Raw genomic sequence first — 24,466 nt, 5'->3', positions numbered from 1 at the left:
TAGTCACGAGGTTACTAATGCCATTACCAGAGGCTTTTATTCAAAAATATGAAAATTTGCTTGGTGCTGATGCACCGGCTTTTTTTGCGAGCTTTAATCAACCGGTGCAAAAGGGCTATCGCTTGAATCCCCTTAAGGATCTGACCAGTTTTTTAAGTCAATCCAGTGATCCTAAATTACCCTATGGTCAGTGGGGTTACTATGGGCGCGTAGATGGACATAGTATCGCCCATGTGACGGGGGTGCAATATTCACAAGAACCGTCGGCTCAATTTGTTGGGGAAGTGTTAGAACCTAAACCTGGTGAACGTGTTTTAGATTTAGCGGCTGCTCCTGGTGGAAAAACGACTCATTTAGCGGCCTTCATGAAGGGGCAAGGACTCTTATGGGCCAACGAAATCTTCATGAACCGGGCTAAGATTTTAAGTGAAAATGTGGAACGGTTAGGTTTGCAAAATGTTGTGGTTTCATCCCAAACGCCGGCGGAATTAGCCCAAAAATTATCGGGTTATTTTGATAAAATTCTTTTGGATGCGCCCTGTTCGGGGGAGGGGATGTTTCGTAAAGATCCCGATGCTATCCAATATTGGCATGAAAATTATCCTTTGGAATGTAGCTTGCGCCAAAAAGAAATTTTAGCTTCAGCTGTTCAAATGTTACGACCGGGCGGGACCTTGGTCTACTCTACTTGTACCTTTGCTCCCGAAGAAGATGAGCAGATGATTGCCTGGTTGGTGGCAACATATCCAGAATTTAGGATTGATCCAATTATTAAACCAGCTAATAGCCATATTAGTGATGGCCAAGTGGCCTGGGGAGATAATTTAGAACAGTTGCAGGGGACAGCGCGCCTGTGGCCTAATCTAGTTCAAGGAGAAGGTCATTTTGTTGCCCGCCTAGTTAAGACAGATGATGATAGGAAAGTGTCAGTTCCTAAAGTATTGAAACCGGCTAAGTTATCCACCGAGGAACAGTCCTTATTGACTGACTTTTGTAGGCAGAGTCTGATGAACTTTGACTTAGATTTTGGGCGTTTAGTCCGATTTGGGGAACGTGTATTTTTGGTTCCGGTCGATTGTCCGGATTTGAAATCATTTAAAATTCTACGACCAGGTTTAGCCTTGGGGAGTTTTAAAAAACGGCGATTTGAACCAGACCATGCCCTCGCGTTGGCATTATCCGCTCAGCAAGTTCAGCAAAGTTACGAGCTTGATGAAGCCGAATGGCCCCAGTATGTACATGGCGATGTGTTAACCAGTCGAACAAACTTTGCTAAGGGATGGGTCTTAATTTTGGTCCAAGGCAATGGTTTAGGTTGGGCTAAATATGTGAATGGACAATTAAAAAATTTCTACCCCAAAGGTTTACGTTTTAACGTTTAAAGCGGTAGAAAGGCAGAATCGGCCTAGTTGTGAAGGTCGATTTTTTGATATAATTAAATAGACTTTACGTATTATGGAAGGTGGAGATTTCAATGGCATTTGCAAAAGAAGTGACCATTCCAGGCGATACTACTTATCGTCTGAACGCAACAATTAAAAAATATACTTTATTGGATGTTGGTTTTATTACAAATAATGCTGGTGCCTTTGTTTTGCATCGGGCCTTGGAACCCGATAAACTGTTGGAACAGGCCATACAACTTAAGTTGACCATTAACCCTGATTTGACTGGTTTTAAGATGAGTACGGTAGCTGCTGGTGATCGTGCACGGATTGATATTTTTAAAAATCCGAATGCCCCTCAATTGATTGAACTTTATCATTTCTTTATTGATGAATTGGTGCAACGTGGCATCATCGAGCGGGTAAAGCATGACTGATTTTTACTTTGTACGACACGGTCAGACGGAATGGAATTTGGAACGGCGTTTTCAAGGTGGCCAAGGCGATTCACCGCTTTTGCCAACTAGTTATCAGGATATGCACCGGGTGGCGGATTATTTAAAGGACGTAACTTTTGATCATGCTTATACTTCACCACTACGGCGAGCCCGGGTAACAGCCGAGGTGATTGTGAGTGATTGGCAAGATGCTCCCCAACTATCAATCCGCTCAAATTTGCTAGAAGTTGGTTTGGGTCAGTGGGAAGGGGAATTGACTAGTCAAGTTGCCAAGGATTTTCCCAAAGCCTACGATCAGTATCGGAATCATTTAGAAGAGTTTGAAGGGGAAGAATTTGATGGAGAGGGCTATACGGCCGCTGTCACACGCTTTCAACGATTGATTACTAATTTGGTTCAGCAATATCCGGATGGTAAAGTATTATTAGTTGCCCATGGTTTGATTCTTTCCTTTGGTTTGAATGCCTTACTGGGGACTGCTCGTTCTGAAATTCGTCAACGCGGTGGCTTAAGTAATACTTCGACCACTATTTTAACGACCGAAGATGGGCAACACTTTGATGTGAAAGCCTGGAATCAAACTGATTATTTAAATAAAGAACAAGATGATTCAACAACCATTTAAGGGTTTGTATGACTGAACAAGAAGAACAATTGGATATGGTTAGTGGCACGCTGCAAAATATTATTTTTGCGGCCAGTGATTCTTATTTTAAAATTTTGTCGGTATTAGTAGAGGATAGCACCTTGGCTGATTGGCAAGAGCCTGAGATTATTGTCACCGGTACTTTTGCAGATGTGCAGGAGGGTTCAGTCTATAATTTTTATGGTGATTTAGTGCGCCATCCCAAGTATGGTCAGCAGTTTAAAGCCCAACGCTATGAAAATGAACTGCCACCAGACGAAAATGGTTTAATCAAGTACTTAGCTTCGGGCCAGTTTAAAGGAGTAGGGCCAAAGACGGCGGCTAAGATTGTGAATAGTTTGGGTTTGAATGCTATCCAATTAATTTTAGATGATCCTCGTGTCTTAGCAGGAATGGTTAAACCAGCCCTCGCGCAAAATCTCTATCGCACGCTCCGATTGAATTTGGGATTGGAGCGTTTTTTTCAATTGGGAAACCAATACGGGATTGGTGCTGACTTAGCCGGGAAATTGTACGATCAATATGGAGATGAGGCTGAGGATATTTTGATTAACCATCCTTACCGTTTTGTCTTTGAATTTGACGGCCTATCCTTTAAAAAAATCGACCAAATTGCTCAAAAAAGTGGCTTTCAAGACAATAATGGCGAGCGAATGCGGGCGGCTGTTTATGCAGCTATGAACGCTTTAACTTTTCGACAGGGACATACATTTCTAACTTTGGCCCAGTTAGAAAGCGCAACGGACTCTTTATTAAGACAGCCTGATATCCAGCAATCAGAGGCTATTCAAACGGCTTTGGATGAATTGATTTCAGCTCATCGGGTGGTGGTTGATCAGCAACGCTATTATCCTAAACCACTTTATGATGCTGAAGTTACCGTAGCTCAACAATTAAAGCAGCTGCTGGTTTCTCCAGGTAGCTTTCCGCTCAATGTTAACCAAGTTGGTCAACATTTGGTGGTACCAGATCGAATTGAGCTTGACGATAAGCAACAACAAGCGGTGCAGACTGGTTTGGCTTCGCGTCTGTTTGTCTTGACTGGTGGGCCTGGAACTGGGAAAACGACCATTATCAAAAGTATGGTTGCTACCTGGCAAAAACTAGTTCAAGTTGTTGCCCAACAAGGAAGTTTTGGGACCGATTGGTTGAAAAGTCAGCGGGTTCGTTTGGCTTCACCAACTGGTCGAGCCGCTAAACGAATGACTGAAATTACTGGCTATGAGGCCAGCACAATCCACCGTTTATTAGGTATCACCGACGGTGGAGAGGCTGAATTTAATGCGGATAATCCAATCGATGGTGGCTTACTTATCGTTGATGAGGCCTCCATGTTAGACATTGAGTTGGCAGCCCAGTTGTTGTCTGCTTTACCTAAAGACATTACCCTGATTTTTGTTGGGGATAGTGATCAGCTACCTTCAGTTGGCCCAGGTAATGTTTTGGCTGACATGTTAGCGAGTCAGGTGATTCCTCAAGTTGAATTGGATACAATTTATCGTCAGGGTCGGGGAAGCAGTATTAATGCTCTAGCTGCTGATATCAAAGCTGGTTATTTACCGCAAAACTTTGCGGCTAACCAGGGGGACCGGGCTAGTTTTATGGTGGATGGTGCGCAAGTGCCTTCGGCTATTTATCAGGTGTTAGAAGCAGCTTTTAAAAAGGGTTATTCTGCTAATGAAGTGCAGATTTTAACGCCCATGTACAAAAGCGAAGCGGGCGTTAATGCTTTGAATTTAATGGCTCAAGAATTATTTAATCCGATTAAACCAGGTCAAAAGAGCCTCCAACATGGACAAATTAATTTCCGCCAGGGTGACAAGGTTTTACAATTAGAAAACGATAGTGAACGAGATGTTTACAATGGCGACATGGGGCAGGTGATTGCAGTCCACTATCGGAGTGATGGCCAGGGCCATGAAGATAGTTTAGTGGTTGACTTTGACGGTAAGGAGTTACTATATCCCAAAAAGTCCTTAAATCAGCTAACTTTAGCCTATGCGACAACCGTGCATAAGGCTCAGGGAAATGAATTTCGCTTGGTAATCATGGTCTTAACTGACCAGTTCTATATTATGCTTAATCGTAATTTGCTTTATACTGGCATTACACGAGCTAAAGAAGCCTTAATTATGGTTGGTAACTATTCGGCTTTTGAAACGGCTGCTAGCCGAGCGGTTCCCAAACGGCAAACTAGCCTAGTAGATCGTTTACAAGGTCAGGTGGAGACCACCGCTCGGCCTGTTCCATCTAAGGAAGTCCCCCAAAATAACCAGCCGATTAAATCAATGCTAACTGAAACAGAAGAACAATCTGTTTCGGCTGGATCTGCTGGTGGTTTAAATCAGGCAACTTTAAGACAGGCTAGTCAAGATCCCTTGGTGGGGATGCTAGGCACTAGCCCCTATGATTTTATGCCCTAGATTCTTAAACTTGGTATAATAGGCAAGAGAGACGTTTGCTAAATTTACATATACAAATGGAGACAAAATGACTAGTAATCCTGAATATCGTTTATTTGATTTGGGTAGCAATCCCACTTTAGCAGCAGAAATAGCAGAAAAATTAGACTTACCTTTAGCCAAAGTTCAGCTAGAAATGTTTGCAGATAATGAAATTTATGAACGGATTGAGGATTCAGTGCGGGGGATGGATGTTTATGTTATCCAGTCCATTAGTGATCCAGTTAATGATAATTTCATCAAGTTGATGATCTTCATTGATGCGGTTCGTCGCACTTCAGCTAAATCCATTAACGTGATTATGCCTTATTTTGGCTATGCGCGTTCGGATCGTAAAGCCCGTTCTCGAGAACCAATTGTGGCTCGGCTAATTGCCGATATGTTAGAAAGTCAGGGCGTTAAGCGAATGCTCACGATGGATTTGCATACCGGTCAAGTGCAAGGATTCTTTGATATTCCGGTGGATCATCTCTTAGCGATGCCAGTTCAAACCCACTATTTTTATGAACGGGGTCTAATCGGTGATGACGTTGTCGTAGTTGCTTCTAACCCTAGTAGCTTAAAAATGGTACAACGCTTTGCTAAAATTTTGGGCGCTCAATGGGCCTTAGTTGACCGACGTCAAGATGAAGATGATCAACGGACAAAGCCTTATCAAATTACTGGCAATGTAGCTGGTAAAGTTGCTTTGATTCTGGATGATATGATTGATACCGGTCGTTCGATGGTACTAGCCAGTGAAGCCATTCAAGCAGCGGGAGCCCACCATATTGAAGCTGTGGCAACACACGCAGTATTATCGGGTTCAGCTGTCGGACTTTTGGAAAATTCACCAATTCAACGAGTAGTAGTAACAAACACCATTGAAGTACCGGATAACAAGCGTTTTTCAAAGCTGGTAGATTTATCGGTTGCCGAAACTTTTGCAGCCGGTTTGAAGCGGGTCATTGCCCATGAAAGTATTGCCCCGGTTCTCTTGAGCCCGGATAATCCGGAAGTGTAATAATGGAACAAATTGATTTAGAGAAAATTTTATCTCCCGAATGGGGGAAAGCTGATGGTGATTTTGTCACCAGTCAGTATGGTGCGCAATTAAATTTTATTAGTCATCAAGCCGATACGGTCGTGGTCACTCTATCTCAAGTCTATCCGGGATTACAGTGGCTGTGGTCAATTGATCAGCATGATTTTCAAGTTGTTTTACCAATTGATAATCAGCTTAGATTAGACTTGCCGGCAGGCACCCATCGGCATCAAATCGTATTACAAAATTTGACGATGGGGCAGATTGCTTTATGGCAACAAGGAGTTCGGTTAATGTCTGTAACCAGTCAGCATGCCTTGGAACCGGTTGGTTTTCAAAAGCCTTATGTAACCTTTGTGGGTGATTCAATTACAGCCGGTGAGTGTATGGATGGCCTACAACATCACCCGGAATTGAGCTTTCCGCAATTGGTAGCGCAGGCGTTGCAGCGACCTTTGGCTCGGATTGCATATGGGGGAACCGGTCTTACCAGTCATGCACCTTTTCAAGAGCCCAGTGCTATTGAAGCGCTGTGGAAAATTGGGGAAACCATTGCCCGCCCGCGGGTGCAAACTGATTTAGTAGTCGTTAACTACGGCTTAAATGATGCGAATTATGGTGCCAACCGGCAGGAATTTGCCTTTGGCTTACGTGTCTATTTGTTAGAGCTAATCAAACGCTTTCACCAAGCTCGGTTTATTTTATTAACGCCCTATAATGGCGCTTTTGTCGATATTTTTAAAACGGAAGCTCAGCGTTTTGACTGTTTTGAGGTAGTAGATACCAGTGATTGGCAGGTTTATGTGACTGGTCGCCATCCCAATCTAGTTGAACATCAACGAGCAGCACACAACATTTTAAATCTTTTGGAGGTATGAATTAATGGTCTATGCAGCTGATGAAAATCGTTATAATAAGTTACCCTACCGACGGGTTAGTGATTCTGGTTTGATTGTACCAGCAGTATCTTTTGGTTTGTGGCGTAATTTAGGGGATCAAATGCCCCTTGAGAATTCTCGTAATGTTATTTTAAAAGCCTTTGATAGTGGTATTTTTAGTTTTGACAATGCGTCTAATTATGGGCCAAGTAATGGGACTGCCGAGGTTACTTTTGGACAGGTTTATCGGCAAGATTTGAAGCCCTACCGTGAGGAATTAGTCATCACAACCAAGGCCGGTTATCATATGTGGCCGGGACCTCTAGGTGAATTTTCTGGTAAAAAAACTTTGGTCAACGCCTTGGAATTGAGCTTAAAGCGGATGGGACTGGACTACGTTGATATTTTTTATGCTCACCGTTGGGATCCCAATACTCGTTTAGAAGAAACAGCTCGGACTCTAGACTTATTAGTTCGGCAAGGAAAGGCGCTCTACGTTGGTGTGTCCAACTATACAGCTGAGCAAACAGCAGCTATTGCAGAAATTTTTGAAGATTTAGGGACACCATTTATTGGCAACCAAGTTTCTTATAACATGTTGAACCGAAGCTCTTTAGATTCAGGTTTGTTGGATACTTTAAACCAGCACCATGCCGGTTTATTTGCCTATGGCCCTTTGGCTGAAGGACTGTTGACGGATCGTTATTTGAATGGTATTCCAGCTGACTTCCCAATTCATCGAACTAACCAGTTCCTCTTTGATCAAGGGAAAGATGCAGTAGTAGCTAAGTTGCAGGCCTTGAATCAAATAGCCCAAGCTCGTGGTCAGAAACTAAGCCAGATGGCTCTGGCCTGGTTATTGCAAGATCAGCGTGTAGCCAGTGTGGTTATTGGTGCTAGTAAGGTTGAACATTTATTGGATAATTTGGCTTTTGCCCAAAATACAGAATTTTCAACTGATGAACTAGTCCGAATTGAAGCTATTCTTAAAAAATAATCATTTATTTTTAATTAATACTTGATTAAGTTAGAAAAATACGATAAAATTTCCTTACACTTCTTTGAAGGAAAGAGTAATAGGGTAGTTGCTACTTAGGGAGCGCCGTTAAGTGAAAAGGTGTTGGCATTACCGTATGAAAGTAATTCTGGAGAAAGTTGATGCGAAGAGTATCAACCGGTCACGACCGATATCTCGTACGGCTCTCTGTTGATTGAAAGACAGGTAGTTAAGATTTGAGTAAAAATTACGGTGGTACCGCGTATCTACGCCCGTTTGATTTAGTGATAAATCAAGCGGGTTTTTATGTGGTATTAAGTGGATAATGAGGAAAAGATATGGAAAAAAAACTCACGAAACAACAAATTATTTTACTAGTATCGCTGATATTTGGTCTGTTCTTTGGGGCTGGTAACTTAATTTTTCCCGTGCATTTAGGCCAATTGGCCGGTGCTCACTGGCTATCAGCCACCGGTGGCTTTTTGCTAAGTGCCACCTTAATTCCTTTAGCGGCTCTAATTGCTCTTTCTACCACTCGTTCGGTTGGAATTTATGATTTAGCCCGACCAGTTGGTACTAGTTTTGCCGTTATTTTCTTGATTGCCTGCCATATTTCTTTGGGACCTTTGATTGCAACCCCTCGAACGGCTACGGTTGCTTACTCACTGAGTTTTGCTAACTGGGTGCCCAAGACTTGGGTCGGTAGCGGACAAGTTATTTTTTCCATTATTTTCTTTGTTCTAGTTTATCTGGCTAGTATTCAAAGTAAGCGTCTAATCAATTTAATTGGTAAATATTTGAATCCAATTTTTATTATTTTATTAATTATTATTTTCATTTTAGGCTGGCTACACCCAATGGGTAGTTTGCAGCAACCTGTTACTAGTCAGTATACGCACCATGCCTTTTCGGCCGCTTTTCTGCAAGGTTATAACACCTTAGATGCTATCGCTGCCTTAACCTTTGGGATTACAATTGTGCGTTCCATTGAAAGTATGGGTTACCGCCAAGCCGGTACGATTAGTAAAATTATTGCTAAAACAGGTTTTTGGGCTATGCTGGGTACGGCGACCGTCTATATTGGTTTAATTTTGATGGGAGCTAGTTCTTTGGGACAGGTTTCTCTTTCTGAAAATGGTGCCACTGCCCTTAGTCAAATTATGCAGTTTTATTTTGGTAGTTTTGGTCAAGCCTTTTTGGGGGTAATGGGTACTTTAGCAGTCTTTACGACCGCCATGGGCTTAACGGCTAGTTTTGCTCAGGATTTTAATCGCATTTTTCCACAAATTTCTTACCGTCTTTGGTTGGCAGTGACGATTGTATTATCGTTCTTGGTAGCTAATTTAGGTTTGGATCAAATTATTAAGTGGGCAGCGCCAGTCTTGATGTTCTTATATCCGCTGGCGATTGTGTTAATTATTTTGGGTTTGTTAAATCCTTGGATTAAACAAAACAAACTAATTTATCGGACAACGATTTTCTTTACTTTAGTTCCAGCAATTTTTGATGGTCTATCAAATGCACCCTTTGCCAATCAATTAGGCGGATTGGTTTCTTATACCACTGCCAACGGCCTTTTAAAAACTGGGTGGTACCAGAGCGTGATTCCTGGTGCGTCCATTGGCTTTGGCTGGTTAGTTCCAGCCTTGCTAGGACTGATTTTAGGATTAACTGGTACAGTCATAATGAAATCAAAAAATAATTAAGTAGTAAAAAGCAGCTGTCTCGCTTAAGAGACAGCTGCTTTTATAGTTGATGGATGAAATTTTGTAAGTCTGAATTATAAATCCGAGGGACTGCCCTTAATTCATTAACTTGACGGACGCCCAAGGCTAACATGAATTTTGGTAGGGCTTTTTGCCAATCGGTAATTGTTTGGTAAAGCCCAGTTGGGCCTTGAGTGACCAAAGTCGATAGGAAGTAGCCGGCTGAAGAGGTTAGGGTAGCCCCTAATATGAGGCTGGTGATAATGTCATTTGGCTTAGTAATTCCACCGGTTGCAATGATGGGGATGGAAATTTGAGCTTTTTGGGCAGCTAACAAACTTTCAATTGTTGAAAAACCATAATGGCTAAAATCAATTGGATTGCTGTTTTTTAAGTCACGAGCTTGTTCAATGGTGGCAAAATTCGTACCATTTGTGCCGCCAATATTGATTGCGGCCGGCTCAAGAGCGGCAATTTGCTGAATACTGGATGTTCCCATACCAAAGCCGACCTCTTTAATAATGACTGGTACTGGTGATTTAGCAATAATATTAGCTAGATTATCTAACCAGTAAAAAGTACGATCTCCTTCGGCCATACTCAATTCCTGAGCGACATTCACGTGCATTTCTAAGGCATTGGCTTCAAGCATATCAACGGCTTGTAAAACATGGTCGAGAGGATGATTGGCTCCTAAATTAGCAATCACAATTCCGTTGGGATTTGCTTGACGAACAATTTTGAAGGAATCAGTTACTTGACGATCTTTAATGGCAATTGATTGGGAACCAACGGCCATGGCGATGCCAGTTTCACTAGCCACTTGAGCCAGTTGGCCGTTAATTTCCTTGGTGTAATTAGAACCGCCTGTCATGGCCTCAATGTAAAATGGCCAGCTAAAATTTAGGCCGGATATTGTTTGATTTAAGGTAATATCGTTCTCCCCTAATTCAGGTAAGGAATTAGGCACCCAGCGGACTGCTTCAAAAGGTGCCCCGATAACTTTTAATTGCTGTTGGCGCCACATTTTAACCGCTAAGGATAAATGCTCATTTTTTCGTTGGGCTTGTTGTGATTCCATATAAATCTCCGTCAAACTGTTCTAGTTGGCGCTATTTTTAGCAATTGACACTGAATTCCGGCCGCTTGCCAAACCGGTTCAAGGGCTTGCTTTTGTTCGAGATGATTGAGGATGGCAAAACCGTTATCCCCAAAACCTGCTCCGGAAACTTTACCGGCACAGGCTTGTTGTTCTAAACTAGCTAAGAGAATGTGTAATTTAGGTGTGAGATAGGCCGATGGTAAATTACTGGTGAGTAAGGATTGGTTGGCATTTAAACTATGTCTTAAGCCGGTATAGTTACCGACCTGGACTGTCTGTAATAATTGTTTAATAATGGCCTGATTATCCTGGTAAAAGCTAGCGGTTAAACGATTTTTTGCTAAAGCTTTTTTCGTATCAGCGGCCTGGCCCGTTGCTCCTAAAAGTAACTGCCAGTCGGTCGGCCAGACTAGAGGGGTAATTTTTAAACCTGGCCATGGTTGGTCAATTATGTCAACACCTTGAGCAGATATTGAAGTTGTAAACTGGGGTCGTTGATAGGCGATTACGCCACCATAGGTAATGGCAGCCACATCCCCTAAAGAACCATTACCCTGAACTTGAAGATGGGCTAAAGCTGATAATTTAAACTGGGTCAAAAGGGGTAAATCTAATTTAAAGAAGAAATTTAAGGCACGGACAATCCCTACGGTGATAGCCGCTGAAGAACCTAAACCTAACTTTTGTCCATTTGCAACCATGTCGCTTTTAATTGTTAATTTAAAATTAGACCAGGTATCTGTCAAACCAGTCCGTTTACAGTAGGCTAATACTAATTGTAAAGTAGCTTGTACGTAACCCCAACGTGAATTAGTTGGCTGAATAACTTGGTTAATATCAAATATCAGTGCCTCTGGTATGGTGTCGGAGTCAATTTGACTGTAATCAGCTTGGTCAGCAATCGTGATTTGTAAGCCCTTTTGGACAGCAGCAATCAGTGCTGGATTACCGACTTGGGTAACTGCATACTCACCTGCTAAAAAGAGCTTTCCGGGAATATTAAAATGACCATTATTGCTCATAGCTTACCCCTGGGCCAGGATGAGCAATCGTAACGCGTAATTTTGGTAGTTCTTGATGGAGCTGTGCTTGAATATAAGCTGCCTGGTCGGCATGGGTAATAATTTTAACATTTGGCCCTGCGTCAAGAGTGGCATAGGCAATTAAACCATTTTGACGTAGTTTTTTAACCAAATCTAAGACTTGAATGGTCTGAGGTGTGAAATAGGTGAAACGTCGGTCTTTAGCGCTTAAATTTAAGGCGTGCATGGCTAATGCGTTATTTTCGGCTAATTGACCCACCTGGGTTAAATCACCGGCTTGTAATGCTGTCTGCATGGCTGTGATTTGCCAGTTAGCATCATGAACCCACTGCTCATACTTAGGGGAAGTCATGGCTCGTAGCATGCCATCACTAGATGAAATTTTCTTCTGTAAGCCAGAAATTTCTACCACTAATAAACTAATTGGGATATTGGATGTGGGCAGAGCATTAGCGTAAGAAGTTTGGTCATTGGTACCAGCCTGCCATAGTGCAAAACCACCAAATAAGGAACGGGTTGCTGATCCAGAACCTCGCCGGGCTAGGCGTGACAGGGTCGTTAATGGTAAATCCAGGCCGATATGACGCGTAGTTGCTGCCGTCAAGGCCGCAAAAGCTGAAGCCGAAGAGGCTAAACCAGCAGCTGTGGGCACATGATTTTGTGAGGAAATTAAAAGTGGACTAAAATCACCTAGTTCAGTCCGCAAGCCATCTAAAAAATGATGAACTCGGTTCGGGTCAGCCATTTGACCGTTAATAATTAGTTGGTCAATATCGCTGTTTTCAACCGTTGTGGTTGTATAAAATTTATCTAGAGTTAGCGAAAGCGAACTAGTCGTTGGTAAATTTAGCTGGGCATCTTTTTTACCCCAATATTTAATTAGCGCAATGTTGGTATGTGCAGTTGCAGTTGTTTTTGTCATAAAGGTTGAATCCAAGTATTTTGAGCACCGGCCTTACTGAGGGCATTGGCGATTTGAATAGCATCGTTATTATCTTTGGCTAGGGCAAACATGGCCCCGCCAATTCCAGAGCCAGTTAGCTTAGCGCCAAGGGCACCGCTGTGGAGGGCGGCATTGACCAAATTATCCAACTTAGGATGGGAAACGTTGAGGGACTGTAATTCATGGTGAGCCATGGTAAACAATTGCCCTAGATGTTTGGGGTGATTATGATACAAATCTTGGCGAACTTCACTAGCAATTTCGCCGAGATGATTAATGGCTGCCCAGCTAGTTTCTTGGTTGGTCTCTAGAAGATCTCGAACAATGCCAACAGCCCGAAGGGTCTGACCTCGAACGCCGGTATCAGCCAAAACTAAGGTTGCTGAAAGATTCATTTGAAAAGTTTCAATGGTTTTATTTTCATACCAAATTGGATCTTTAGAACTAACTGCTGCAGCATCAATGCCTGAAGGGGAGCCATGAGCCACATTTTCAGAAATACTGGTATAGACACTTAGTTCAGCGGCGTCAATGCTTTGATGATGATAATCAAAAAAAGCTTCAGTAATGGCAGTTGCCAAGGCAGCTGAAGCACCAAATCCGCGCTCTTGAGGGACATTTGATTCAATCGTTAGGCTAAAGGGCTGGTTGACCATATTAAAATGGCTTAGTAATCGTATTATTAACTGGCGAATGCCTTCTAAATCGGCTCCTAATTCATTTAATGAGCCACTAAAACCAGATAGGTTCACCATTTGGTCGACCGGACTCGGTAGTAAAGTGGCCTTAACGGTCATGTTTAGCAGGGGGATGGCCACGGCTGGTTGATTATAAACGACGGCATGGTCTCCAATTAAAATTGCTTTGGCGTGGGAATAGCCGACGCCGACTTTTTCTGTGGACATATCATACTCCATAACTTTTTACATTGTACCGCATTGGGGTAAGTAGTGTAAAATACATTAATGTGATGACTATTAATGTAAGATAAGTAGTTAATAGGAAGATTAAAAATTAGAATTTAAATTAAAGGAAATGGCTATGAATCAGCATGGTTCCTTTGCCGTTGTGGATTTAGAAACCACCAAGCCCAGTGTGAGCGCTGGTGGCCGGATAATTCAAATTGGCATTACCTTCATTAAAAATCGAAAAATTGTTGAGCATTTTGATTCCTTTGTGAATCCAGCCCATGATATTGATCGGTCAATCCAACAGTTGACCCATATCACGCCAAAAGATGTGGTCGACGCGCCTTATTTTGAGGAATTGGCACCGCTCTTGCAAAACTTGCTAAGCGATCAGGTTATTGTAGCGCATAACGTTAATTTTGATTATCCTTACTTAAATAATGAGTTTGAGCGGGTTGGCTTACCAAAATTAGAATTGGAGGCAATTGATACTGTTCAATTGGCCCAAATTCTACTACCAACAGCCCCCGGTTATCGATTGATTGATTTAACTCGTTATCTGGGATTGCCACTGCAAAATGCTCATCGAGCTAGCGCCGACGCCGAGGCAACCGCCTTGTTGTTGCTAAAACTTTGGCAAAAGGCTGAAGGTTTATCAAGCAAGGTCAAGGCGCAACTTAAAGCCTATGATTGGGGTCTTTTGCGACAAACACAGGCTTTTTTGACCTTGGCCTTAAATGGTAAGACTAAGCAGCTTGAATCACAATCGAAAAGTGCCGGACTTTGTTTGACTAAATCAGCCACAGATTCGATCTTCTCCTACGATAGTCGAGTTCAGGCACAATTGATTGGTGAAGAACGAGATTTAAGACCGGGTCAAAATCAACTAATTAATCAAACTTATGATTTTTTAAAGAGTAAAGAAAGTGGCGTTTTTAACCTGATAACTCGACCCAAAATGGGCAAGACCAGTGGTTCTTTGCTGGCTTTATATTTTACTAAAATTCAACCAACCCTGTTAATTACCCAGGATCGTAATCTACTTAAACAACAAGAAATTATTTTAAAAAAGTTTAATCAACAATCTGATTTAGCGACTTTTAGTTTCACAACATTATTTGAGCCCAATCAATATATTGATCCCAAACGGTTGCATGAAAGTTTGGCAGCTTTAGGGAATGAACATGGTTTTTTGTGGCAGGCTCGCTTGTTGGTTTGGTTGAGTCAAACCAAAACTGGGTTACTGGCTGAAATCATGGTTGGCTTAAACCACCGCCAAGTTCGTGACCTGGTTCGGAGCAATCAGAAGGGAGCCTTTTATCAACAGGCTTGGCAAGCGGCTAAAAAATCACAATTAGTTTTGATGAGTTTTGATAGCTACTGGGCCTTGGCAGAACGTTTAAAAAAGCAGCGTCATTTGATGCAATGGCCGCTAGCTATTTTGGAAAATTCGTTGGAATTTCGTAAAACTCTGCGCCATCACTATGGGCTAAGCTTACCCTTGACAGGTTATGGTGAAGTACTAGCACATCTAATTGAAAAGAGTTCTGAATTTGAATCACTTACCCTTCAAAAATTATTGAAGAGTAAGGTGGCAACTTGCCAGAATATGCTGGAACAGTTCTACGAACAGGGGCAGGCAAGAGGCGCTTTGAAACGAATTAAACACTTCTTAGTCCATTTGAGTGACTTAGCTCAATTCTTGCAAAAAGAAAATATCCATCCTGACTTTAGCCATTTTGAATTAGATCAAGCCTTGGTTAAGATCAATTATTTGCAAAAACACCGTCAATTTTTATTAGATACGCGGTTAACCAGTGATGAATCAGGAATACAAAAGTTAAAAATTATTATTGATGAAGTCAATCTCGGCAAAGCTCAGTTTGCTAGTCAGGTTCGGCGGTTAATCTTGATGAATGACTTTTTACCGGCTGATTTAAAAACTTTTTTCCAAGATGATATTGCTCCTAAAAACTGGTATGAGGGTCAACTAGATTTGGCCGAGATGGCTTTACCGGTTATGGTTCCAACTAATCAACAGTTTAATACGCATTTGCAGGCGTTAGCCCAGAGCCAAATTGGTCCGATACTCTTTATTTTACCAACGGATAATTTGATTAGTGAGTGGTATCAAAAGTTGCGTAATCAGTATGGGGATGATTATAGCGTGGTCGCTCAAGATTTAACGGCTCCCTTAGCAAAGTTACAGCGCCAGTACCAACAGGGACGTTTTATGATGATTGTCGGGCCTAGTTATCTAGAAACTTTATGGCAACATAAGACGGTCTTACCCAATGCAGTTGTGATTCCTGATCTTCGTTTTTGGGACCAATCTGATGATTGGGAACCTTTATTAACCGCTTTACAAGGGGTTAAGCATGGCTTAATTCTGAGTCCTTTAACACGTAAGATTTTGCGAGAATTACCAACCAGCTTGCAAATTAATCGTAATTTTCCAACTGATTTAGTGAAATATTATCAATTTCACTTGAATTAACCTTTGAAAATTAAAAGCCAGTCAAAGTGACTAGCTTTTTTTGCTATAATATTTTACAGACAAGTCCTGCCAGGGAAAAGTGAGTACGCCATTATGCAATTTAGAGAAAACATGCGAATCGGCCAGCGTCCTAAACGAGTGATGTGGCCCAAGATTATCATTATTGCCGTCGCCATTATTGCACTGTTAGTTGTGCTGGGTGCCGGCTATACCTACTGGGCTTTAGCACCGATGCGTTCAGCTGAAAGTCGGGTTGAAAAAATAGTGCACCAAAAAACCGACTTAGTGAATTTAAACCAAATTACGGTTGATTATCGCGATCAGACCACCTATGCCGTCATTGGTGAAAACGCCAAAGGCCAGCAAAAGGTTGCTGTGGTGCAAGGTTCTTCGCAAAAGGTGACAACTTTTCCAAGAAGTGATGGTATGTCTAATCAGCAGTTAACCAAGCTCTTGAATGATCGTTATCATCCAAAGCGGGTTTATGCCGCCAATATCAGCTATTTCAAGGGCGTTCCAGTCTGGGAAGTTAGCTATACTAGTGATAACGGTCAGTTAAACTACCTAACACTAGATTTTAAAACTGGTAAGGCCTATCGAGTAATCAATGGACTTTAGGGAGGACATAGGGATGGATTATCAATTTTCAAAGCGGGTTAATGCAGTAACACCTTCGCCTACATTAATGGTGAGCCGGAAGGCTAAAGAAATGCAAGCGCAGGGAATTGATGTGATTAATTTGGGTATGGGGGAACCGGATTTTCCAACCCCTCCCCATATTGATGCGGCGGCTATTCAAGCGATCCAAGCTAATAAGACCAGCTTTTATACAGCTGTTAGTGGCATTCCAGCTTTAAAAGAGGCGATTGCTGATAGAATGAACCTTCGCTATGGTAGTAAGGTTGGCGCTGATAATGTTACGGTAACTACCGGAGCTAAGCTGTCACTGTATGTTTTAATGCAGGTTTTGCTGGATCCAGAAGATTGGGTAGTCACTGCTCGTCCTCAATGGGTTTCTTATGTTGAACAGGTTAAATTGGCTGGTGGTCATTTCCATTCAATTTTGCCTGATAATCTAAGTTTAAAATTAACTTTGGCTGATTTAGAAGCATTGGATCATCCGGTTAAGGTTTTGATTTTGAATTCACCTACCAACCCAACTGGACAGGTTTATACTCGTCAGGAATTGGCCGGTATCCTTAATTGGGCCAATCAAATTGGCACTTATGTGATCTTGGATGAAATTTATGGCCAATTAGTTTATAACGGGGCAACTTTTACTTCCGGCTTAGAACTTCAAGAGCTAAATGATAGTCGTATGATTATTGTTGATGGTGTCTCTAAAGCCTATTCCATGACAGGGTGGCGGATTGGCTGGACTTTAGCCGATCCTCGGATTATTGGGGCAATGAATAAAATATTAGGGCACATGACCTCTAACCCTAGTGCAGTATCGCAGTATGCTGCTTTGGCAGCCTTAACAGACAGCCAGGATTGCGTGGAAGAAATGCGTCAGACCTTTGAGCAGCGTCTGAATGCTACCTATGCGCAGTTAGAAGAGATGAGCTTTTTCAACCTGCCAGCTAAACCGCAGGGCGCGTTTTATCTCTTCCCTCAGATTAATCCCCAGTGTATGGTTGAATTGGGCTTTGACTCAACCAGTGAACTGGTTCAAGCGATTCTTACTCAAAGTCATGTCGCTTTACCTAGTGGTGAAGGATTTGGGATGCCTGGTTATCTAAGAATTAGTTATGCCAAGGATCAGGCTACTTTGGATCAGGCACTTAGTCGTTTAAAAAATTTTTTTAACAGTAAATAAGATAGGAGAAGGGACATTTGAAGTCCTAAGGTATGACAGAAACAGAAATTCCAACCATTCAAATTATTGATGCAAAAGATTATGTAGGCCAAACGGTACGAATTGGTGGCTGGCTTCGGCAAAAGCGTGGTAGTGGTAAGATTGCTTTCTTGCAATTACGTGATGGAACTGCTTTTTTTCAGGGCGTGGTGGTTAAAGCTGATGTACCCGAAAATGTTTTTGAAACCGCTAAGGAATTGAAGCAAGAAACGAGCCTATATGTGACTGGTGAAATTCACGAAGACAGCCGTTCTTCTTTTGGTTATGAAATGGCTGTCAGTGATGTTCAAGTGATTGGTGCTAGCCAGGATTATCCGATTACACCAAAGGAACATGGAACAGAATTTTTGTTTGATGAGCGCCACTTATACTTGCGTCACATCAAGCCTTTTGCCACACTTAAGATTCGTAATACTTTGATTGCGGCTACCTATGAATTCTTCAATCAAGAGGGTTTCATTAAATTAGATGCACCCTTGTTGACTGGTTCAGCACCAGAGGGTACGACCGAACTGTTTGAAACTGATTATTTTGGTCAATCAGCTTTCTTATCGCAAACTGGTCAGTTATACGCTGAAGCTGGTGCCATGGCTTTTGGTAAGGTCTTTACCTTTGGGCCAGCCTTCCGGGCGGAAAAATCAAAAACGCGCCGTCATTTGACTGAATTTTGGATGATAGAGCCAGAAATGGCCTTTATGGATCAAGAGGCGAGTTTGGCACTGCAAGAACGCTATATTGCCTTTTTGATTAATAAAGTTTTGGAACAAAATGACCAGGAATTGGATTTGTTAAAGCGTGATAAGGATTTGTTACGCTCTTATACACAGTTACCATTCCCACGGGTATCCTACGATGATGCCATCAAGTTGTTACAAGATAATAACTTTGATGTTCAATGGGGTGTTGATTTTGGTTCACCAGAAGAGACTTTCCTAGCTAACCACTTCTCAAGCCCTGTCTTTATTACCAACTATCCTAAGAAAATCAAGGCCTTCTACATGAAGCGCCATCCAAGTCGTGATGATGTCGTCATCTGTGCGGATTTGTTGGCACCTGAGGGTTATGGGGAAATCATTGGTGGATCAGAGCGTGATACTGATTATGATTATCTCAAGGCTCGAATTGAAGAAGAGGGATTGAGCTTGGACGAATACAACTGGTATTTGGATTTGCGTAAGTACGGGTCTGTGCCCCATTCTGGTTTTGGTTTAGGTTTGGAGCGGATGGTGACTTTTGTTACTGGAGAAGATCATATCCGAGAAGCGATTCCATTCCCACGGATGATGCACCGCATCCGTCCTTAAGGGAAATAAAAAACGTTCAGGTTGCTAGAACTTGAACGTTTTTATTATGTTAGAGTGAAAGGAGGCTCATATGGAAGCTAATCTACAACGATATTTAAAAGCTGGTCATACCAGTATTAGCAATGATTTGTTGCTCCATTATCGTCAATTGGGTTTGGATAACGATGATTTGGTTTTATACTTAGAGATTCAACGATTACAAGATAGTGGGGACCAAGCTACGCCAGAGATTTTGGCGCGGATTATGCAGGTAACAAGTCAAAGTATTATTGATCGGATTAAAAGTCTCCTCAAACGCCAATTGGTTCAAATTCAAGGGCGCAATCGGCAAACAGAAAGTTACGATTTTACGCCGATGTTGAATAAATTAATCGCTGGGAAGGCTGTATCAGATAGTGCAGTTGAAGCGACCACGCTTTCAACTGGTGCTAGCAGTCGCCGTCAGGTTTTACAAATTTTGGAACAAGAGTTTGGACGGATGCTTTCACCCATGGAAATGCAAACTGTGGGTCATTGGTTTGATCAGGATCATTTTGATCCCAATATGATGTTGCTGGCCATTCAAGAAGCTATCGCCAACAATGCCCGTTCTTTGCGCTATATTGAGGCTATTTTGGCTAATTGGCAACGAGAAAATTTGACCTCACCTCAAGCAGTGGAGATGGCTAAAGTTAAACGGCGAGCAGTTAGTTATGCGCCGTCAACGGCAGCTGCTACATCGCAAAATCAATCCCCTCAGGTTAAGATACCAAGTGGTAAAATTGAGGACATGTAGCTTTTAATTTAAGTAGATGTAGTAGTTTTTATCTAACTGAAATCCTAAAATTGACTGCCCATTGGGGCGTAATAGTTGAGCTTGATAGCTCACCTGAGCCGTTTGGGCCATTAACTGACCCAGCGAAAGCGGTTTTGGTCCAATTACTAGAACTAAATCTCGGTGATTAGCAGCAAACTTAAGTTGACTAACGGGATTACCATTGGGGTCACTGGCCGGATATTTAAGATAAATTGGGGTTTTTAAATCCATATATTGAGTTAAAGCTTCAAATTGACTTAATTGCATAGTGTTTTAATTATAAAGGAAAATTATGGTAAAAAGTTATCATCTTATGGCAACTGCTGCTGCTGGTGTGGAAGCATTGGTCGGTAAAGAGTTGCGTCAGCTAGGCTATGATGCCCAGGTGGAAAATTATCGTGTTCGTTTTGAGGGAACTCAGGCTGATATTTTACGTAGTAATATATGGTTGCGGACGGCTGATCGGATTAAAATTATTGTTGGCGAGTTTGAGGCTAAAACTTTTGAAGAATTATTTGAGGGAGTTAAAGCGCTCAACTGGCAAGACTATTTGAACTATGACAGTGCCTTTCCGGTAGCTGGGCGTTCGCATAAATCAACCCTGTTTAGTGTACCCGATGTTCAGTCGATTACTAAAAAGGCGATTGTAGCAAAGTTACAAGAGGAATACCATGTCCGGACGCGTTTACCAGAAAATGGTTTCTTTGCCCAGTTGGAAGTGATGATTGAAAAAGACCATGTAATTTTAACTTTAGATACGACGGGGGATTCACTCTTTAAACGTGGCTATCGTGTGAATAAGGGTGGTGCACCGCTGAAGGAAAATTTCGCAGCGGCTTTGGTTTTACTAACCAATTGGCATCCAGATCGTCCCTTTGTTGATCCCACGACTGGTTCTGGTACTTTAGCAATTGAAGCAGCTTTGATTGGCCGCAATATTGCGCCTGGTTTGATTCGTTCCTTTTCAATTGAGCAAATGGATTGGTTTGATACTAAGTTGTCTGATCAGGTTCGTGACGAAGCCGAAGCTCAAGCTGACTATGATCGGGAATTAAATATTACCGGTTATGATATTGATGAAAATATGGTTGCCATTGCCCAGGAAAATGCCAAGCATGCTGGCCTGGGACAAGACATTCACTTTGCGCAGTTAGCTGCTAAAGATTGGAAAACTGATCAAGTTAATGGTGTCTTAGTGTCTAATCCGCCCTATGGAGAACGTTTAGGTGAACTAGAGGCAGCCCGGGAATTATATCGTCAAATGGGGACTTTGTATGCCCAATATCCTAGTTGGAGTAAGTATATTTTGACTAGTGATTTAGATTTTGAAAAGTCTTTCGGTCAAAAAGCAACTAAAAAACGTAAGCTCTATAATGGCTCTTTGCGAGTTGATTATTATCAGTATTGGGGTAAGCGAGTTAAATAATAATGAAAACGGGGTAATTACCTCGTTTTTATTTGGTTTTTGGTTAGATTGTGTTAAAATTACACTTTGTGAAAACATAGAAAGGAGATGTATACCACTGACCGTGGTATGCCAATCAAGTCAATGCCAGTAGTTTATATGCGCCGGGCAAAAGCCCGTGATATGGCCTCGATTGTGGAAATTCTACAAGGGGCGAAGAAGTATCTAAAGGAACAGGGATTAGACCAATGGCAGGGAGAATACCCAAACCTTGATACTGTTCAAAAAGATATGGATCATCATCAAGCTTTTGTACTAGTTGTTGACGATCAAGTAGCTGGTTATGCGGCCGCTTTTGAAGGCGAAGATCCACTATATACTGCCCTAGAAGATGGTAATTGGCTCGTTGATGGCCATGACTATGCTAGCCTTCATCGAGTAGCTATGTCAGATAAGTATCGTGGTCAACGGTTAGCACCACGTTTTATGACCGCTTTGATTTCTTATTTCTATGCCCAAGGCGCTCGTGATTTCCGGATTGATACGCATCCTGGTAATTTACCAATGCAAAAAGTCATTACTAATAATGGTTTTGAAAAACGCGGGACAGTCCATATGCAAGAAGGCGATAATATCAGTACTGCCCGTTGGGCATATCAACTCTTAATTCAAGATTAAAACGCAGATCATAATCGATCTGCGTTTTTTAATGCTTGTAAGGCCAAATGGTGTGGTCCTTGATTTTGTTTTTCGCTAACCCAATCAATTAATACAAGCGGATAAGCGGCCAAAATTGTATGCAGGCGGTCCACATAAATTTGATAATGTTTGGCATAGTTTTTATTGAGGGCATCAACCAGTAATTTTGAATCCGAATATAGGTGTAACTGATGCTTGCCAGTTGGTAAGTTGGATAGGGCCCAAATAGCTGCTAAAAACTCAGCTTGATGGTTGTCATTGGTGAGTGGGAGGGGTACTTTTAATTGCTCTTGTTGACCATTAATAATTAACAAACATCCCGCTGCTGAATGACCTGTACTTGGTTGTCGGGCAGCATCAAAGTGAATTTTAATTAACATTTATTACTCCTTGCAAGTTATTATAGGGCTGGCTGGCTAGTCTTGCCAAGCTTTGGTTAAATTTCATGGTAAAATAGGAGTGATTTTAAATATGGTAAGGAGCATGAAATGGGTCCTACAACTGGTTTTTATCAACCACTTGATTCTTGGAATCAAATATTATGGATGTGGTGGGCAATTTTAACGATGTTAGGGGTTATTATTTCCTCAGAACGAATGTACCAAATGCCTCTGTGGCTGACAATTTATCTAGTTGTTTTAGTGGGTATTGGTATTTTTGCCTTTGCTCGTCACCGACTTTATCTAACTGGCAGTCAATTATTTATGGGGTACGCTTTACGGCGAACTTATGCCGAATATAATTTGGACAATGGCTTATATTGGCAGTTAAATGGCCGCCGTCTTAGCATCCAATCCGGTAGTCGTTTACAAACCTATTGGATTAGTAAGCGCATGGCTCGCAAATTAAAGGAAATAAAGCAAGATGACAGAAAATAAGCAGTTTTTGATCAACGATCAGCAAACTGGTCGATTAGACGCAGTATTAGCGCAACTAGATCAAGAATATTCTCGTTCTCAAGTAGCTAGTTTAATTCAAAAAAAGCATGTATTAGTGAATGGCAAAGACGTTAAAAGCTCTTATAAAGTACAAGCAGGGGATAAAATTAGCATTAATCCACCGCAACCAGTTGCTAGTGAGTTAGTACCACAAGACATCGCCCTAGATATCGTCTATGAAGATGATGATTTATTAGTGGTTAATAAGTCCCGGGGGATGGTAGTTCATCCTGCTCCAGGACATCCGGATGGCACCCTAGTTAATGCTTTATTACATCATGCACCGCTTTCTTCAATTAACGGCGAGTTTCGACCAGGGATTGTGCATCGCATTGATCGTGATACGAGTGGTCTCTTAATGGTTGCTAAAAATGATCATGCTCATCAGGTCTTATCAGAGCAACTTAAGGCTCACAAAAACACCCGGCTTTACTATGCCTTAGTACAGGGTGAATTTGATGAAGATGAGGGCCAGATTGATGCGCCAATCGGCCGCCATCCGGTAGATCGTAAAAAACAAGCAGTGTTAGCGCAAGGACGTGAGGCCTTGACTCATTTTAAGGTTAAAGAGTGCTATCCTGGTTACACCCTTTTGGAATTACGTTTAGAAACTGGACGAACTCACCAAATTCGCGTTCATTTGGCCTATATTGGCCATCCAGTGGTTGGTGACCCGCTATATGGCAAGGGTAGTCTGGCAACCAATCTAGGTCAAAAGGGACAGCTCTTACACGCTAAAACGCTCTCGCTAACGCAACCAAGTACTGGTCAAGAACTGACTTTTACCAGTGATTTACCGCCTTATTTTACAGACGTTTTAGCAAAATTAGAACCAATTATTAGGATTAAAGATAATTTAGACAAGGAGTATTAACACCATGGCTAATAAAGTTGTTTTAGACTCAGCCTCTCTACAACGAGCCCTGACTCGGATTACCTACGAAATTTTAGAGCGTAATAAGGGCGGACAAGGGTTGGTTTTAGTGGGTATTAAAACGCGAGGTGAATACCTAGCTCATCGAATTGCCAACCGGCTAGAGCAATTGGAAAAAGAAACAATTCCAGTTATGGCCATTGATGTTACCAATTATCGTGACGATGTTTTAGCCCATGGCGATCACTTGGGCTTGGATGAAAAGGATTCAATTAACATTGTCGACAAAAACATCGTTTTGGTTGATGATGTTCTCTTTACCGGCCGCACGATTCGCGCCGCTTTAGATGCTTTAATTCATATTGGCCGACCTAAATCAATTTCTTTGGCAGTGCTAGTTGATCGTGGGCACCGGGAATTACCGATTCGCGCTGATTTTGTTGGTAAGAATATTCCAACAGCTCAAAATGAAAAAATTCAAGTTTCAGTGGAAGAGATTGATGGTAAAGATGCGGTAGAAATTATTCACTAATCTCCCAAGGA

The 24,466-nt window shown here is 41.9% G+C and carries 24 protein-coding genes; 18 read left to right on the top strand and 6 right to left on the bottom strand.

Annotated elements, in window-relative coordinates:
• Positions 1-17: 17 nt before the first annotated feature.
• The 8 genes from M4974_RS05125 to brnQ all read left to right on the top strand — a co-directional run bounded on the left by M4974_RS05125 (position 18) and on the right by brnQ (position 9,556).
• Complete coding sequence (locus M4974_RS05125) at positions 18-1,382, top strand: RsmF rRNA methyltransferase first C-terminal domain-containing protein (RefSeq protein WP_248706328.1); 1,365 nt, start codon at positions 18-20, stop codon at positions 1,380-1,382.
• A 92-nt stretch (positions 1,383-1,474) separates the two neighbouring features.
• Positions 1,475-1,822, top strand: coding sequence for a DUF1831 domain-containing protein (locus tag M4974_RS05120; protein WP_089937910.1), 348 nt, complete (start codon positions 1,475-1,477; stop codon positions 1,820-1,822).
• Positions 1,815-2,468 (top strand): histidine phosphatase family protein, encoded by a 654-nt coding sequence (locus M4974_RS05115; protein ID WP_089937908.1) that lies wholly within the window; start codon positions 1,815-1,817, stop codon positions 2,466-2,468. The genes M4974_RS05120 and M4974_RS05115 overlap by 8 nt, the downstream gene beginning before the upstream one ends.
• 8 nt (positions 2,469-2,476) lie before the next feature.
• Positions 2,477-4,912: an SF1B family DNA helicase RecD2 gene (recD2, locus tag M4974_RS05110; protein WP_248706329.1), complete on the top strand. Its 2,436-nt coding sequence runs from the start codon at positions 2,477-2,479 to the stop codon at positions 4,910-4,912.
• A 67-nt stretch (positions 4,913-4,979) separates the two neighbouring features.
• Entirely contained in the window at positions 4,980-5,954 is a 975-nt protein-coding gene (locus M4974_RS05105; protein ID WP_248706330.1) for a ribose-phosphate diphosphokinase, read from the top strand.
• Between the two features lie 2 nt (positions 5,955-5,956).
• Entirely contained in the window at positions 5,957-6,853 is an 897-nt protein-coding gene (locus M4974_RS05100) for a GDSL-type esterase/lipase family protein (protein WP_248706331.1), read from the top strand.
• Between the two features lie 4 nt (positions 6,854-6,857).
• Complete coding sequence (locus tag M4974_RS05095) at positions 6,858-7,850, top strand: aldo/keto reductase (protein ID WP_248706332.1); 993 nt, start codon at positions 6,858-6,860, stop codon at positions 7,848-7,850.
• A 338-nt stretch (positions 7,851-8,188) separates the two neighbouring features.
• Positions 8,189-9,556, top strand: coding sequence for a branched-chain amino acid transport system II carrier protein (gene brnQ / locus M4974_RS05090; protein ID WP_248706333.1), 1,368 nt, complete (start codon positions 8,189-8,191; stop codon positions 9,554-9,556).
• 40 nt (positions 9,557-9,596) lie between these two features.
• On the opposite strand, the gene fni is transcribed toward brnQ, so the two are convergent.
• From fni to mvk, 4 genes are read right to left on the bottom strand one after another with little or no spacing between them, the layout of a single operon-like run.
• Positions 9,597-10,637 carry a type 2 isopentenyl-diphosphate Delta-isomerase gene (fni, locus tag M4974_RS05085; protein ID WP_248706334.1) on the bottom strand — a complete coding sequence of 347 codons (1,041 nt, stop codon included), beginning with the start codon at positions 10,635-10,637 and terminating at the stop codon, positions 9,597-9,599.
• Positions 10,638-10,648: 11 nt separating this feature from the next.
• Entirely contained in the window at positions 10,649-11,680 is a 1,032-nt protein-coding gene (locus tag M4974_RS05080; RefSeq protein ID WP_248706335.1) for a phosphomevalonate kinase, read from the bottom strand.
• Complete coding sequence (gene mvaD / locus M4974_RS05075) at positions 11,670-12,623, bottom strand: diphosphomevalonate decarboxylase (protein ID WP_248706336.1); 954 nt, start codon at positions 12,621-12,623, stop codon at positions 11,670-11,672. The genes M4974_RS05080 and mvaD overlap by 11 nt, the downstream gene beginning before the upstream one ends.
• Positions 12,620-13,549: a mevalonate kinase gene (gene mvk / locus M4974_RS05070; RefSeq protein ID WP_248706337.1), complete on the bottom strand. Its 930-nt coding sequence runs from the start codon at positions 13,547-13,549 to the stop codon at positions 12,620-12,622. The genes mvaD and mvk overlap by 4 nt, the downstream gene beginning before the upstream one ends.
• A 130-nt stretch (positions 13,550-13,679) precedes the next feature.
• On the opposite strand from mvk, the gene M4974_RS05065 reads away from it, so the two are divergent.
• The 5 genes from M4974_RS05065 (at position 13,680) to M4974_RS05045 (ending at position 19,986) form a co-directional block, all read left to right on the top strand.
• Positions 13,680-16,049, top strand: coding sequence for an exonuclease domain-containing protein (locus tag M4974_RS05065; protein ID WP_248715796.1), 2,370 nt, complete (start codon positions 13,680-13,682; stop codon positions 16,047-16,049).
• Positions 16,050-16,142: 93 nt separating this feature from the next.
• Positions 16,143-16,667 carry a cell wall elongation regulator TseB-like domain-containing protein gene (locus M4974_RS05060; RefSeq protein ID WP_248706339.1) on the top strand — a complete coding sequence of 175 codons (525 nt, stop codon included), beginning with the start codon at positions 16,143-16,145 and terminating at the stop codon, positions 16,665-16,667.
• A 13-nt stretch (positions 16,668-16,680) separates the two neighbouring features.
• Positions 16,681-17,868: a pyridoxal phosphate-dependent aminotransferase gene (locus M4974_RS05055; RefSeq protein WP_248706340.1), complete on the top strand. Its 1,188-nt coding sequence runs from the start codon at positions 16,681-16,683 to the stop codon at positions 17,866-17,868.
• Between the two features lie 32 nt (positions 17,869-17,900).
• Positions 17,901-19,211: an asparagine--tRNA ligase gene (gene asnS / locus M4974_RS05050; RefSeq protein WP_248706341.1), complete on the top strand. Its 1,311-nt coding sequence runs from the start codon at positions 17,901-17,903 to the stop codon at positions 19,209-19,211.
• 70 nt (positions 19,212-19,281) lie between these two features.
• Positions 19,282-19,986 carry a DnaD domain-containing protein gene (locus M4974_RS05045; RefSeq protein WP_248706342.1) on the top strand — a complete coding sequence of 235 codons (705 nt, stop codon included), beginning with the start codon at positions 19,282-19,284 and terminating at the stop codon, positions 19,984-19,986.
• A 3-nt stretch (positions 19,987-19,989) separates the two neighbouring features.
• Here M4974_RS05045 and M4974_RS05040 read toward each other — a convergent pair whose 3' ends face one another.
• Complete coding sequence (locus M4974_RS05040; protein ID WP_248706343.1) at positions 19,990-20,274, bottom strand: hypothetical protein; 285 nt, start codon at positions 20,272-20,274, stop codon at positions 19,990-19,992.
• A 25-nt stretch (positions 20,275-20,299) separates the two neighbouring features.
• On the opposite strand from M4974_RS05040, the gene M4974_RS05035 reads away from it, so the two are divergent.
• A complete protein-coding gene (locus M4974_RS05035; RefSeq protein ID WP_248706344.1) occupies positions 20,300-21,433 on the top strand; it encodes a THUMP domain-containing class I SAM-dependent RNA methyltransferase in 1,134 nt (377 codons plus the stop codon).
• 87 nt (positions 21,434-21,520) lie between these two features.
• A complete protein-coding gene (locus tag M4974_RS05030; protein ID WP_248706345.1) occupies positions 21,521-22,090 on the top strand; it encodes a GNAT family N-acetyltransferase in 570 nt (189 codons plus the stop codon).
• A gap of 8 nt (positions 22,091-22,098) precedes the next feature.
• On the opposite strand, the gene M4974_RS05025 is transcribed toward M4974_RS05030, so the two are convergent.
• Positions 22,099-22,491 (bottom strand): ribonuclease HI family protein, encoded by a 393-nt coding sequence (locus M4974_RS05025; RefSeq protein ID WP_248706346.1) that lies wholly within the window; start codon positions 22,489-22,491, stop codon positions 22,099-22,101.
• A 108-nt stretch (positions 22,492-22,599) separates the two neighbouring features.
• Between M4974_RS05025 and M4974_RS05020 the strand changes: the two genes are divergently transcribed.
• The 3 genes from M4974_RS05020 to pyrR are packed head-to-tail and all read left to right on the top strand — an operon-like array spanning position 22,600 to position 24,455.
• Entirely contained in the window at positions 22,600-22,989 is a 390-nt protein-coding gene (locus tag M4974_RS05020) for an EbsA family protein (RefSeq protein WP_248706347.1), read from the top strand.
• Entirely contained in the window at positions 22,976-23,923 is a 948-nt protein-coding gene (locus M4974_RS05015; protein ID WP_248706348.1) for an RluA family pseudouridine synthase, read from the top strand. The genes M4974_RS05020 and M4974_RS05015 overlap by 14 nt, the downstream gene beginning before the upstream one ends.
• A 4-nt stretch (positions 23,924-23,927) precedes the next feature.
• A complete protein-coding gene (pyrR, locus tag M4974_RS05010; RefSeq protein WP_089937869.1) occupies positions 23,928-24,455 on the top strand; it encodes a bifunctional pyr operon transcriptional regulator/uracil phosphoribosyltransferase PyrR in 528 nt (175 codons plus the stop codon).
• Positions 24,456-24,466: the final 11 nt, after the last annotated feature.

Origin of the sequence: Convivina praedatoris (genome assembly GCF_933208495.1) — a bacterium.
In the GTDB taxonomy this organism is placed as follows: Bacteria; Bacillota; Bacilli; order Lactobacillales; family Lactobacillaceae; genus Convivina; species Convivina praedatoris.
This window is presented reverse-complemented; position numbering and strand designations above follow the sequence as displayed.

Bases quoted from the DNA above. Each gene is read 5' to 3' on its own strand.
- M4974_RS05125 (WP_248706328.1), top strand. From the start codon at position 18: ATGCCATTACCAGAGGCTTTTATTCAAAAATATGAAAATTTGCTTGGT.
- M4974_RS05120 (WP_089937910.1), top strand. From the start codon at position 1,475: ATGGCATTTGCAAAAGAAGTGACCATTCCAGGCGATACTACTTATCGT.
- M4974_RS05115 (WP_089937908.1), top strand. From the start codon at position 1,815: ATGACTGATTTTTACTTTGTACGACACGGTCAGACGGAATGGAATTTG.
- recD2 (WP_248706329.1), top strand. From the start codon at position 2,477: ATGACTGAACAAGAAGAACAATTGGATATGGTTAGTGGCACGCTGCAA.
- M4974_RS05105 (WP_248706330.1), top strand. From the start codon at position 4,980: ATGACTAGTAATCCTGAATATCGTTTATTTGATTTGGGTAGCAATCCC.
- M4974_RS05100 (WP_248706331.1), top strand. From the start codon at position 5,957: ATGGAACAAATTGATTTAGAGAAAATTTTATCTCCCGAATGGGGGAAA.
- M4974_RS05095 (WP_248706332.1), top strand. From the start codon at position 6,858: ATGGTCTATGCAGCTGATGAAAATCGTTATAATAAGTTACCCTACCGA.
- brnQ (WP_248706333.1), top strand. From the start codon at position 8,189: ATGGAAAAAAAACTCACGAAACAACAAATTATTTTACTAGTATCGCTG.
- fni (WP_248706334.1), bottom strand. From the start codon at position 10,637: ATGGAATCACAACAAGCCCAACGAAAAAATGAGCATTTATCCTTAGCG.
- M4974_RS05080 (WP_248706335.1), bottom strand. From the start codon at position 11,680: ATGAGCAATAATGGTCATTTTAATATTCCCGGAAAGCTCTTTTTAGCA.
- mvaD (WP_248706336.1), bottom strand. From the start codon at position 12,623: ATGACAAAAACAACTGCAACTGCACATACCAACATTGCGCTAATTAAA.
- mvk (WP_248706337.1), bottom strand. From the start codon at position 13,549: ATGTCCACAGAAAAAGTCGGCGTCGGCTATTCCCACGCCAAAGCAATT.
- M4974_RS05065 (WP_248715796.1), top strand. From the start codon at position 13,680: ATGGCTATGAATCAGCATGGTTCCTTTGCCGTTGTGGATTTAGAAACC.
- M4974_RS05060 (WP_248706339.1), top strand. From the start codon at position 16,143: ATGCAATTTAGAGAAAACATGCGAATCGGCCAGCGTCCTAAACGAGTG.
- M4974_RS05055 (WP_248706340.1), top strand. From the start codon at position 16,681: ATGGATTATCAATTTTCAAAGCGGGTTAATGCAGTAACACCTTCGCCT.
- asnS (WP_248706341.1), top strand. From the start codon at position 17,901: ATGACAGAAACAGAAATTCCAACCATTCAAATTATTGATGCAAAAGAT.
- M4974_RS05045 (WP_248706342.1), top strand. From the start codon at position 19,282: ATGGAAGCTAATCTACAACGATATTTAAAAGCTGGTCATACCAGTATT.
- M4974_RS05040 (WP_248706343.1), bottom strand. From the start codon at position 20,274: ATGCAATTAAGTCAATTTGAAGCTTTAACTCAATATATGGATTTAAAA.
- M4974_RS05035 (WP_248706344.1), top strand. From the start codon at position 20,300: ATGGTAAAAAGTTATCATCTTATGGCAACTGCTGCTGCTGGTGTGGAA.
- M4974_RS05030 (WP_248706345.1), top strand. From the start codon at position 21,521: ATGTATACCACTGACCGTGGTATGCCAATCAAGTCAATGCCAGTAGTT.
- M4974_RS05025 (WP_248706346.1), bottom strand. From the start codon at position 22,491: ATGTTAATTAAAATTCACTTTGATGCTGCCCGACAACCAAGTACAGGT.
- M4974_RS05020 (WP_248706347.1), top strand. From the start codon at position 22,600: ATGGGTCCTACAACTGGTTTTTATCAACCACTTGATTCTTGGAATCAA.
- M4974_RS05015 (WP_248706348.1), top strand. From the start codon at position 22,976: ATGACAGAAAATAAGCAGTTTTTGATCAACGATCAGCAAACTGGTCGA.
- pyrR (WP_089937869.1), top strand. From the start codon at position 23,928: ATGGCTAATAAAGTTGTTTTAGACTCAGCCTCTCTACAACGAGCCCTG.